Origin of the sequence: Streptomyces sp. NPDC058663, from assembly GCF_042716745.1 — a bacterium.
Taxonomy (GTDB): Bacteria; Actinomycetota; Actinomycetes; order Streptomycetales; family Streptomycetaceae; genus Streptomyces.
In genome coordinates, this window is the sequence record NZ_JBHXRV010000049.1 from 47,058 (window position 1) to 58,068 (window position 11,011).

General features: G+C 69.9%; 10 protein-coding genes. 4 read left to right on the forward strand and 6 right to left on the reverse strand.

The annotated features are described in order from the left end of the window. Positions 1 to 54: 54 nt before the first annotated feature. On the reverse strand, positions 55 to 675 hold the full coding sequence (locus tag ACFWVV_RS29950) for a heme-copper oxidase subunit III (RefSeq protein WP_384344781.1): 621 nt from the start codon (positions 673 to 675) through the stop codon (positions 55 to 57). A 217-nt stretch (positions 676 to 892) separates the two neighbouring features. Here ACFWVV_RS29950 and ACFWVV_RS29955 point away from each other — a divergent pair, with 217 nt between their 5' ends. Next, positions 893 to 1,312 (forward strand): hypothetical protein, encoded by a 420-nt coding sequence (locus tag ACFWVV_RS29955; RefSeq protein ID WP_384344783.1) that lies wholly within the window; start codon positions 893 to 895, stop codon positions 1,310 to 1,312. Between the two features lie 39 nt (positions 1,313 to 1,351). Here ACFWVV_RS29955 and ACFWVV_RS29960 read toward each other — a convergent pair whose 3' ends face one another. The 4 genes from ACFWVV_RS29960 to ACFWVV_RS29975 all read right to left on the reverse strand — a co-directional run bounded on the left by ACFWVV_RS29960 (position 1,352) and on the right by ACFWVV_RS29975 (position 5,892). Further along, positions 1,352 to 2,605 (reverse strand): Ig-like domain-containing protein, encoded by a 1,254-nt coding sequence (locus ACFWVV_RS29960; RefSeq protein ID WP_384344786.1) that lies wholly within the window; start codon positions 2,603 to 2,605, stop codon positions 1,352 to 1,354. A gap of 154 nt (positions 2,606 to 2,759) precedes the next feature. After that, complete coding sequence (locus ACFWVV_RS29965) at positions 2,760 to 3,158, reverse strand: cytochrome c oxidase subunit 4 (RefSeq protein ID WP_384344789.1); 399 nt, start codon at positions 3,156 to 3,158, stop codon at positions 2,760 to 2,762. Next, complete coding sequence (gene ctaD / locus ACFWVV_RS29970; RefSeq protein WP_384344792.1) at positions 3,155 to 4,897, reverse strand: cytochrome c oxidase subunit I; 1,743 nt, start codon at positions 4,895 to 4,897, stop codon at positions 3,155 to 3,157. The genes ACFWVV_RS29965 and ctaD overlap by 4 nt, the downstream gene beginning before the upstream one ends. Then, entirely contained in the window at positions 4,894 to 5,892 is a 999-nt protein-coding gene (locus tag ACFWVV_RS29975; RefSeq protein ID WP_384344795.1) for a cytochrome c oxidase subunit II, read from the reverse strand. The genes ctaD and ACFWVV_RS29975 overlap by 4 nt, the downstream gene beginning before the upstream one ends. A gap of 289 nt (positions 5,893 to 6,181) precedes the next feature. On the opposite strand from ACFWVV_RS29975, the gene ACFWVV_RS29980 reads away from it, so the two are divergent. Continuing rightward, the gene (locus ACFWVV_RS29980) at positions 6,182 to 7,567 is read left to right on the forward strand and encodes a cysteine desulfurase/sulfurtransferase TusA family protein (protein WP_384344797.1); all 1,386 of its coding nucleotides are present in this window, start codon (positions 6,182 to 6,184) and stop codon (positions 7,565 to 7,567) included. A gap of 80 nt (positions 7,568 to 7,647) precedes the next feature. Here ACFWVV_RS29980 and ACFWVV_RS29985 read toward each other — a convergent pair whose 3' ends face one another. Then, positions 7,648 to 8,622: a carbohydrate kinase family protein gene (locus tag ACFWVV_RS29985; RefSeq protein WP_384344800.1), complete on the reverse strand. Its 975-nt coding sequence runs from the start codon at positions 8,620 to 8,622 to the stop codon at positions 7,648 to 7,650. A 201-nt stretch (positions 8,623 to 8,823) separates the two neighbouring features. Here ACFWVV_RS29985 and ACFWVV_RS29990 point away from each other — a divergent pair, with 201 nt between their 5' ends. Then, the gene (locus tag ACFWVV_RS29990; RefSeq protein WP_384344803.1) at positions 8,824 to 9,042 is read left to right on the forward strand and encodes a hypothetical protein; all 219 of its coding nucleotides are present in this window, start codon (positions 8,824 to 8,826) and stop codon (positions 9,040 to 9,042) included. A 208-nt stretch (positions 9,043 to 9,250) separates the two neighbouring features. Further along, positions 9,251 to 10,756, forward strand: coding sequence for a hypothetical protein (locus ACFWVV_RS29995; protein WP_384344806.1), 1,506 nt, complete (start codon positions 9,251 to 9,253; stop codon positions 10,754 to 10,756). Positions 10,757 to 11,011: the final 255 nt, after the last annotated feature.

Here is an 11,011-nt window from a genome sequence, read left to right on the forward strand (position 1 = left end):
TCTGCGTCGATGCGGGACGGTTGCGGGCTCGGGCCCTGTTCTGGCGGGCCCGGATTACTTGATCATGTAGATCGTGGCGAACAGGCCGATCCAGACGACATCGACGAAGTGCCAGTAATAGGACACGACGATGGCGGCTGTCGCCTGCTCGTGGGTGAACCTCTTGGCGGCGTACGTCCGGCCCAGGACCAGCAGGAAGGCGATGAGTCCGCCCGTCACATGCAGTCCGTGGAAGCCGGTCGTCAGGTAGAACACCGAACCGTACGGGTCGGACGAGAGCGAGAGGCCCTCGTGCTTGACCAGTGCGGTGTACTCGTACACCTGACCGCCGATGAAGATCGCACCCATCACGAACGTGATGATGAACCACGTCCTGAGCTTCTTCACATCGCCCCGCTCGGCGGCGAATACGCCGAGCTGACAGGTGAGGGAGGAGAGCACCAGGATCGAGGTATTGGTCAACGAGAACGGGAAGTCCAAGGCCGAAGCCTTTTCCGCCCAGAACTCGGGACCCGTCACCGATCGCAGGGTGAAGTACATCGCGAAGAGGGCCGCGAAGAACATCAGCTCGGAACTCAGCCAGATGATGGTTCCGACGCTGGTGAGGTTCGGCCGATTGACCGACGGGTGCGCGTGCCCGGTATCTACTGTCGTTGCTGTCGCCACGACCGACATTATGTCGGTCGCTTATCCCGCCCTCACCCCGGGGGGTGCCGTTCGGAGTGTCAAGGGGGTGTGTCCTGCCCGAACAGCCCATCGAAGGACCGTGCGAACCGGTGTTGACGGGGTGTGGGACGGAGTAGCATCCGCGCATCGGAGCGAGCCAGTGGAGCCCGCTGCAGAGCCCTGAGAACCCCGAGAACACCGCGCAACCGGACGTCACGGAGGAACAATGCAGCAGCCGACCGCAACGGTGCTGGTCTACAGCGACAACGCCCACACGCGTGAGCAGGTGCGCCTGGCCTCCGGACGCAGGCCGGCCGCCGACGTACCGCCGGTCGAGTTCCTGGAGTGCGCCACCCTGCCCGCCGTCCTGAAGGCGCTGGACGCCGGCGGCATCGACGTGTGCGTGCTGGACGGCGAGAGCGTCCCGGCCGGCGGCATGGGCGTCTGCCGGCAGATCAAGGACGAGATCTTCGACTGCCCGCCCGTGCTGCTCCTGATGGGGCGTCCGCAGGACGCCTGGCTGGCCACCTGGAGCCGCGCGGAGGCGGCGGTGACGCTGCCCGTCGACCCGGTGGAGTTCGCCGCCTCGCTGGCCGCGCTGCTGCGCGCCCGGCTCGGCGACGGCTCCGCGTCCGTACGGGCCTGACGCCACCCGCCGCCGCCCCCGCTCCCCCGCGTCCGCCGCTCAGACCTGGGGGCGCAGGCGGGGGGTGTGGACGCGGTCGCGCTGCTGCTCGGTCGAGGCGAGCAGGGCGCTGCCCTTGCGCCACTTCTCCCAGGGCATGTTCCAGTCGCCGAAGCCGTTGCCGAAGGGGTCCATGGTGTCCCCCCAGCTGCCGACGACCTTGACGATGTCGCCCTGGCGGACGGTCTCGAAGAACCAGCTGGCGTTGCCGGTGGACATGCCCGTGCAGCCGTGGCTGACGTTGGCGTACCCCTGTGAGCCGACGGACCAGGGGGCCGCGTGCACGTACTCGCCGCTCCAGGTGACCCGGGTCGCGTAGTACACGGGCAGGTCGTACGAGTCGCTGGTGCCGCGCGGGATTCCGATGCTGGTGCCGCGCATCCGTACGAAGTACTCCTTGCCCAGCACGACCTTGACGCCGTTGCGGGTGGAGTAGCCGGGCTTGCCCGTGGTCACCGGAATGGTGTTGATCACTTCTCCGTTGCGCTTGACCGTCATGTAGTGCGACGAGGCGTCGGTGACGGCCTCGACCCGGTCGCCCGTACGCAGCTTCAGGGGCGTCGATGCGGCCCCGTACAGGTCCTTGGCGACCTTGATGCCCTCCAGGGTGCTGTGGGCCTTGATCGTGGCGTGTGCGGGCCAGTACTCGCGCGGCCTGAAGTGCAGGAAGTTGTCGTCCACCCAGTACCAGGAGCCCTCCACCGCGGGCTTGGACTCGACCTTGAGTGCGCGCTCCACGACGGCCCTGGCGCGCGGGTCCTTGACCTTCTGGCTCAGTTCGGCGGTGAGGGGCTGGCCGACGCCGTAGGTGCCCGCCCCGGGGCCGAAGGTGACCTTCAGCTTCTTCTTGCCGACCGCGGTGCGGAAGTGGAGCCTGCGCACTCCCGGGGCGCCCTCCCTGTCCTCGGTGGCGACCCGGACCGCGTAGTCGGCTCCTGCGGCCAGCGGAGCGGTGGAGTGCCAGCGGGACCCGTCGGCGGAGAGTTCGCCCGCCACCTGGCGCCCTGCGGCGTCCGCGGCGATGACGTCGGTGATCCGGGCCTCCTCGCCGGAGATCCGCACTTCGAGGGGCTTCTCCGGGTCGGCGTCGGTGCTGCCCGGCCGGCCGTTGAAGGTGATCTGCCGCGCCGCGTCGTACGGCTTGGCGGAGAGCGGGTTGCCCTCGGGTCCGCCGCAGGCGGTCAGCCCCGCCCCGAGGGAGGCGACCAGCAGGGCGCAGCTCAGGACCGTCCAACTTCGGGGTGCGTAGCTCATGATCACACGATATGAAGCATCGTCAGTTCGAGCGCGCTGGACGCCGGCAAGTGACTGCAAACGAATGAGGGGCCCCGCCACCTGAGCGACGTCAGGTGAGGGGGCCCCTCGTCGGATTACCGCCGTACGGCTGGTTCCCGGGGGTGCTGCGGTCCTACTGGGTGCGGTTCTCACCGCGGTAGAACTCGAAGACCCAGCCGAACAGGCCGACCAGGATCAGCGGCAGCGAGAAGAACAGCAGCCACCAGCCCATCGCGACCGCGAGGAAGGCGAAGGCACCGCCGATGGCCAGCGAGAGCGGCTGCCAGCTGTGCGGGGCGAAGAAGCCCAGCTCGCCGGCCTCGTCCGCGACGTCGGCCTGCTTGTTGTCCTGGGCCATCGAGTCGACCCGCTTGGCCGTGAAGGCCAGGTAGAAGCCGATCATCAGGCTCAGTCCGAAGGCCAGGACCAGCGCCGTGGTGCCCGCGGGCTCCTTGGACCAGACGCCGTAGACGCCGGCCATGATCAGGATGAAAACGCTCAGCCAGATGAACAGCCAGCCTTGGATCTTCACTTGCCCGTCTCCTTCGCGCTGAGGGCGAGCTGCTCGATGCCGTTGTCACGGTGGTTCTCGAGCTGGTCGATGGCCGAGATCTCCGGGTGGTGCAGGTCGAACGCCGGGGATTCGGACCGGATGCGCGGCAGCGTGAGGAAGTTGTGCCGCGGCGGCGGGCAGGACGTGGCCCACTCCAGGGAGCGGCCGTAGCCCCACGGGTCGTCGACCTCGATCTTCTTGCCGTACTTCGCGGTCTTCCACACGTTGTAGAAGAACGGGAGCATCGACAGACCCAGCAGGAAGGAGCTGATGGTCGAGATCGTGTTCAGCGCGGTGAAGCCGTCGGCGTCGAGGTAGTCCGCGTAACGACGCGCCATGCCCTCGGCACCGAGCCAGTGCTGCACCAGGAACGTGCCGTGGAAGCCCACGAACAGCGTCCAGAAGGTGATCTTGCCGAGCCGCTCGTCCAGCATCTTGCCGGTGAACTTCGGCCACCAGAAGTGGAAGCCGGAGAACATCGCGAAGACCACGGTGCCGAAGATGACGTAGTGGAAGTGCGCGACGACGAAGTACGAGTCGGAGACGTGGAAGTCCATCGGGGGCGAGGCCAGGATGACGCCGGTCAGACCACCGAAGGTGAAGGTGATCAGGAAGCCGACGGCCCAGAGCATCGGTGTCTCGAAGGACAGTGAGCCCTTCCACATCGTGCCGATCCAGTTGAAGAACTTCACACCGGTGGGCACCGCGATGAGGAATGTCATGAACGAGAAGAACGGCAACAGCACGCCGCCCGTCACGTACATGTGGTGGGCCCAGACGGTGACCGAGAGGCCGGCGATCGCGATGGTCGCGGCGATCAGACCGATGTAGCCGAACATCGGCTTGCGGCTGAAGACCGGGATCACTTCGGAAATGATTCCGAAGAACGGCAACGCGATGATGTACACCTCTGGATGGCCGAAGAACCAGAAGAGGTGTTGCCACAGCAGCGCGCCGCCGTTGGCCGCGTCGAAGATGTGGGCACCGAACTTCCGGTCCGCCTCCAGGGCGAACAGCGCGGCCGCCAGCACCGGGAAGGCGAGCAGGACCAGCACACCGGTCAGCAGCACGTTCCAGGTGAAGATCGGCATGCGGAACATCGTCATGCCGGGCGCGCGCATGCAGATGATCGTGGTGATGAAGTTGACCGAGCCGAGGATCGTGCCGAAGCCGGAGAAGGCCAGACCCATGATCCACATGTCGGCGCCGACACCCGGCGAGCGGACCGCGTCCGACAGCGGGGAGTAGGCGAACCAGCCGAAGTCGGCCGCACCCTGCGGGGTGAGGAAGCCGGCCACCGCGATGATCGAGCCGAAGAGGTACAGCCAGTACGCGAACATGTTCAGCCGCGGGAACGCCACGTCGGGCGCACCGATCTGCAGCGGCATGATCCAGTTCGCGAATCCGGCGAACAGCGGCGTCGCGAACATCAGCAGCATGATCGTGCCGTGCATCGTGAAGGCCTGGTTGAACTGCTCGTTCGACATGATCTGCGTGCCGGGACGAGCGAGCTCGGCGCGCATGAAGAGCGCCATCAGTCCGCCGATGATGAAGAACACGAACGACGTGATGAGGTACATCGAGCCGATGGTCTTGTGGTCAGTGGTGGTGAGCCACTTGATCACAATGTTTCCCGGCTCCTTGCGCCGCACGGGCAGCTCGTTCTCGTACGAGTCGACAGCTGCCGCGGCACCCTTGGGTTCGTTGAGGATGCTCACAGTTTGTTCGTCTCCGCATTCCTGGACGCCTCGGTCAGCTCAATACCGGCGGGGATGTATCCGGTCTGGCCCTTCTTCGCCAGGTCCTTGAGGTGCTGCTGGTACGCCTCCGGGGACACCACCTTGACGTTGAAGAGCATCCGGGAGTGGTCGACTCCGCAGAGCTCGGCGCACTTGCCCATGAAGATGCCCTCCTTGGTGGGGGTCACCTCGAAGGCGTTGGTGTGCTGCGGGAGGACGTCCTGCTTCATCAGGAACGGCACCACCCAGAAGGAGTGGATGACGTCGCGCGACGTCAGCACGAACCGGACCTTCTCGCCCTTCGGCAGCACCAGCGTGGGGCCGGGGTTCCCGTTCTCCGGGTTCCGGGTGCCGGGGATGCCGTAGTCGTAGACGCCTTCGGCGCCGTCCGGGAACTGCTTGGTGAACTTGTCCGGAATCACGCCGAGTTCCTTGGGAACCCCGGCCTTCAGCCCGGTCTTGGGGTCCGTCTTCGGACCGGTGGCGGCGTTGCCGTCCACGTCCTCGACGTAGTTGTAGCCCCAGCTCCACTGGTAGCCGACCACGTTGATCGTGTGCTTCGGCTTTTCGTCCAGATGCAGGAGCTTCGACTCGTCACGGGCGGTGAAGTAGAACAGCACCGAGACGATGATGAGCGGGGCGACCGTGTACAGGGCCTCGATGGGCATGTTGTACCGGGTCTGCGGAGGTACCTCGACCTTGGTGCGGCTGCGCCGGTGGAAGATGACGCTCCACAGGATCAGGCCCCACACCAGCACGCCCGTGACGAGCGCTGCCGCCCACGAGCCCTGCCAGAGGGAGAGGATTCGCGGCGCCTCTTCCGTCACCGGGGTGGGCATTCCCAGTCGCGGGAAGTCCTCCCATGTGTACGAGCAACCAGAGGCGGTCGCCAGGACCACGCCCGCGGTCAGCACCTGGAGCAGCTTCCGCCGCATCGGGCGCCGCGACGAGCGGTCGGAGCCGTTGGGACTCACGTAGCGCCTTCCCGAGAGTCTCGCCCGCGCGTGTAGTTGGCTGCGGCCGTGTTAACTCGGTCGGTCGCCGGCCCTGACGCGGGCAGGGGTTTGGATGTTTATGCGGACCAAACCCTACTGGACGCTATTTGGGGTCGCGCGGGGAGGGTGCCCAACGCGCCGCAGTGCTCCCCGAAGGGGTGGTGTCCCCGCCGGCCGCGGGCGGAACCCCTGGCTCCGCCCGGCTTCTGACGATGCCTCCCCCGATGGCGGTACGGAGCGCGGCGGGCCGGGCGGCTAGCGTGGCCCGGTGCCCTACTTCGACGCCGCTTCCGCCGCCCCCCTGCACCCCGTGGCCCGCCAGGCGCTGCTTGCCTCGCTGGACGAGGGGTGGGCCGATCCTGCCAGGCTCCACCGGGAGGGGCGGCGGGCCAGGATGCTCCTGGACGCGGCGAGGGAGGCAGCCGCAGAGGCCGTGGGCTGCCGCCCCGACGAGCTGGTTTTCACCCCTTCGGGAACGCATTCGGTGCACACCGGAATTGCCGGGGCCCTCGCGGCGCGTCGGCGTGTCGGCCGCCACCTGGTGCTTTCCGCCGTCGAGCACTCCTCGGTACTCCATTCGGCCGCCGTCCACGAGGCCGAGGGCGGGTCGGTGACCGAGGTGCCGGTGGGGCGGACCGGGGCGGTCGGGGTTCCGGACTTCGCCGGGGCCCTGCGCGCGGACACCGCTCTGGCGTGCCTGCAGTCCGCCAACCACGAGGTCGGCACCCTCCAGCCGGTGGCGGAAGTCGCACAGCAGTGCCGGGAGGTGGGTGTGCCCCTGCTGGTGGACGCGGCGCAGTCGCTGGGCTGGGGGCCGGTCGCGGGCGACTGGTCGCTGCTGACCGCGAGCGCACACAAATGGGGCGGGCCGCCCGGGGTCGGCCTGCTCGCCGTCAGGAAGGGAGTGCGGTTCGCGCCGCGGGGTCCCGTGGACGAGCGGGAGGCGGGGCGCGCCCCCGGTTTCGTGAACCTCCCGGCGGTGGTCGCGGCGGCGGCGTCGCTGCGGGCGGTGCGGGCGGAGGCGGACGGCCTGGCGGTGCGGATGCGGGAGTGGGTGGAGCGGATCCGGGTGCGGGTGGCGGCCCAGGTGCCGGACGTGGAGGTGGTCGGGGACCCGGAACGGCGGCTGCCGCACCTGGTGACCTTCTCCTGTCTCTACGTGGACGGGGAGAGCCTGCTGCACGCCCTGGACGGGGCCGGGTTCTCGGTGTCCTCGGGTTCCTCGTGCACGAGCAGCACCCTGACGCCGAGCCATGTGCTGCGGGCGATGGGGGTGCTCTCGGAGGGGAACGTACGGGTGTCGCTGCCGCCGGGGACGCAGGAGGAGGACGTGGAGCGCTTCCTTGCGGTCCTGCCGGCGACGGTCGCGGAGGTACGGGAGCGGCTGGGGGCGCCGCGCGCGGCCGGCCCCGGCAGTCCTGGCGGGGCCGCGTCGCTGACTGTCGACGCGCTCGGCAAGCGGTGCCCGATCCCGGTCATCGAGCTCGCGAAGGTCATCGGCGACGTCCCGCTCGGCGGCACGGTGACCGTGCTGGCCGACGACGTCGCCGCCCGCCTGGACATCCCGGCCTGGTGCGAAATGCGGGGCCAGGAGTACGTGGGCGAGAAGCCCCACGCCTCCGGCACCGCCTACACGGTCCGCAGAACGCAATAGCCCCCGCCCCCTTGGGCGGCAAACCCCCGCTCCCGGGGGCGGCGGGGCCGAAACCCTCCGCCCCCGCCCACCCCACGGCCTCAGCTCAGGTGCGCCCTGACCTCCGCCGCCGCCTCGTGCCCGTACGCCTTGGTGAACCGGTCCATGAAGCGGGCCCGGCTCAGCGTGTACTCCTGGGTACCGAGCGTCTCGATCACCAGCGTCGCCAGCATGCAGCCGATCTGCGCCGCCCGCTCGTGGTTGACGCCCCACGCCAGGCCGGACAGGAACCCGGCCCGGAACGCGTCACCGACACCGGTCGGGTCGACCTTGGCGTCCTCCTCCGGGCAGCCGACCTCGATCGGCTCCAGGCCGACCTTCTCGATCCGTACGCCGCGCGAGCCGAGCGTGGTGACGCGGTGGCCGACCTTGGCGAGGATCTCTGCGTCCGTCCAGCCGGTCTTCGACTCGATGAGGCCCTTCTCGTACTCGTTGGAGAAGAGGTAGGTCGCGCCTTCGAGCAGCGTGCGGATGTCGTCGCCGGACATCCGGGCGATCTGCTGCGAGAAGTCCGCCGCGAAGGGGATGGAGCGGGAGCGGCACTCCTCCGTGTGACGGAGCATCGCCTCCGGGTCGTCCGCACCGATCAGGACCAGGTCCAGGCCGCCGACGCGGTCGGCGACGGCCTTCAGCTCGATCTGACGGGCCTCGCTCATCGCGCCCGTGTAGAAGGAGCCGATCTGGTTGTGGTCGGAGTCGGTGGTGCACACGAAGCGCGCGGTGTGCAGCACCTCGGAGATGCGGACCGAGTCGGTGTCCACGCCGTGCCGGTCGAGCCAGGCGCGGTACTCGTCGAAGTCGGAGCCGGCTGCGCCGACCAGGATGGGGCGGGTGCCGAGCTGCCCCATGCCGAAGCAGATGTTCGCGCCGACTCCTCCCCTGCGTACGTCGAGGTTGTCGACCAGGAAGGAGAGGGAGACCGTGTGCAGCTGTTCCGCGACCAGCTGGTCGGCGAAACGGCCGGGGAAGGTCATGAGGTGGTCGGTGGCGATGGAGCCGGTGACTGCGATACGCACGGCGGGGCTGCTCCCTGTGGGGACGGTGGGAAGACTGACGAGAACAATGCGACAGCTCAAGCTACCGGGTCCCGCTCGAACGGCCGAAGCGGCAAAACTACCCGATAGTAGGGCTTTTTCCGTGAGGTCGCAGGTGCATACGGTGCGAGGAGACCGGGGTTTCGCGTCGTCAGCGGCCCCTTGAGCACAGGAGCTCCACGTATGCCCAAGCACAGCATCACGATCGGACCTCTCGCTTCCGCAGGATCCGACGCCGAAGGCGACTGGGCGCGGATGCAGGGGGACTGCGCGCGCATGGTCCCGCACTGGGCGGTGCCCGCAGCCGTCGCCGAACGCGTACCGGCCTCGCTGATCCACGGTGTGGTGGTGCCGTCCGCCTCGGCCCGGCTGGTGGGCACGATGCCCGAGTACGGGGCCTGAGCCCGGCGCCGTACGGGCCGGAGCCCGGGGCCGCGGATCCTGGGCCCGGCGCCGTTCGGGCCGGGGCCGGGTGCCGCAGGTCCTGAGCCCGGCACCGTACGGGGGCGCGCCGGGAACCGGAATCCCGCTCGTTCCGTCCCACCGGTGTCTTCCGTTAAGGGGCATCCGCATCAGGCGCCCGCCCGGCGCCAGGCGAAGGAGCGATCCGGTGAGCAGCGACCCGCAGACGCAACGCACCCCCCGGCGGCACCGTTCTCCGCTGGCCGCCGCCTCGGTGGCAGCCGCGGTGCTGCTGGCCGGCGGGGGGAGCGCGTACTGGGCGGCCACGGCGGGCGACGGCGGCGGGGCCGCCGGTCCCGGCGCGCCCCTCGCCCAGGGCACTCCCCCGCTGCTCTCCCTGGACGGTTTCACGGACAGTGGCTCCGGCGGTACGGAGGCCGGGGCCGCGCGGCCCTCGCCGACCGGCAGCGCTCCGCCGGGCATCGCCCCCGGTGAGCCCGACCCGCATGGCGGCGGCCCCTGGGGCCGGGTGGTCTACCGGGCGCCCGGGGATCTGCCGCAGGGGCCCGCTTCGGCTCCCGTGCACCGGGCCCAGGGCGCGGTGGACTCCAGCGAGGTGGCCCGGCTGGCCCGTGCGCTCGGCGTAGCGGGCACCCCGCGGCTGGAGGGCGGCTCCTGGCTGGCCGGGGAGGTGTCGGACGGCTCCGGTGCGCAGTTGCGGGTGAACAGCAGGGCGCCAGGGAACTGGACGTTCGCACGCCCTCCGGGGCCGCGGGAGAGCACCGGCTGCGCACAGGGCAAGGTGTGCACCGCGGGTGGCCCGGTCGACGAGGCCGCGGCGAAGAAGGCCGCCGCGCCGGTGCTGGAGGCGCTGGGGCTCCGGGATGCCCGGCTGGACGCGGGCCAGGTGCTGGGCGGCTCGCGGGTGGTCAACGCGGACCCGGTGGTCGGCGGGTTGCCCACGTACGGCTGGACGACCGGGATTCCGGTCGGGTCCGACGGCCGGGTGGCGGGCGGCAGCGGGTATCTGAAGGGGCTCACCAAGGGGGCGGACTACCCGGTGGTGGGCGCGGCGAAGGCGCTGGACCTGCTCAACAGGGCGGGTGGGGCGAGGCTGCCGGACATCGGGGGCTGTGCCACGCCCGTACCGCACAAGGAGCAGAAGCAGGGGGCCGTGGTGGAGGACACCGCGCCCGGGTCGCCGCAGGGCGGGATCCTGCCGTGCGAGCCGCGACAGGATCCGCCGCGGACGGTGACCGTCGCCTCGGCGACGTTCGCGCTGGCCGTGCAGTTCGCGGACGGACAGCAGATGCTGGTGCCGTCCTGGCTGTTCGAGGTGCGGCCGGCGACCGGCGAGAAGCCGTACACGGTGACGTATCCGGCCGTCGACCCGAAGTACCTGACCTCGCCGAAGCCGCCGGTGAGCACGCCGCCGCAGGACCCGCCGAAGACGCAGGACCGGCACATCGAGTCGTACCGGGCGGACGGCCGGAAGGTGGCGCTCAGCTTCTGGGGCGGGGTGTGCAGTGACTACGCGGCGAAGGCGGTGGAGTCGGACGGCGCGGTGCGGGTGCGGATCGTGGAGAGCAACCCGGACCCGAAGCGGGTGTGCATCGCCCTCGCGAAGAAGCAGACCGTGACGGTCACCCTGGAGAAGCCGCTGGACGGGCGGCGGGTGCTCGGCGAGGACGGCAAGGCAGTCCCCAGGGGCTGAGCGGCCGGGGGTCGCGGGGCTCAGTCGCCGCCGCAGGGCAAGAAGCGGCCCAGGGCTCCCGCTTCCCCCAGCGGCACCGCAGGGCTCCGGCTGCCACCGGCGGTCCCGCAGGGGTCCGGCGGCCGCGTGCCCCACCCATGGCGAAGGGGGGGTGTACCGGTGTGGATTTGGGGTCACACCGCCTGGCCGCTTAGCGGCGGCGGCCCCCCGGCCGAAAGGCGCCGGGCGAGTGCGCGTAGGGTTGAACTACGCGCC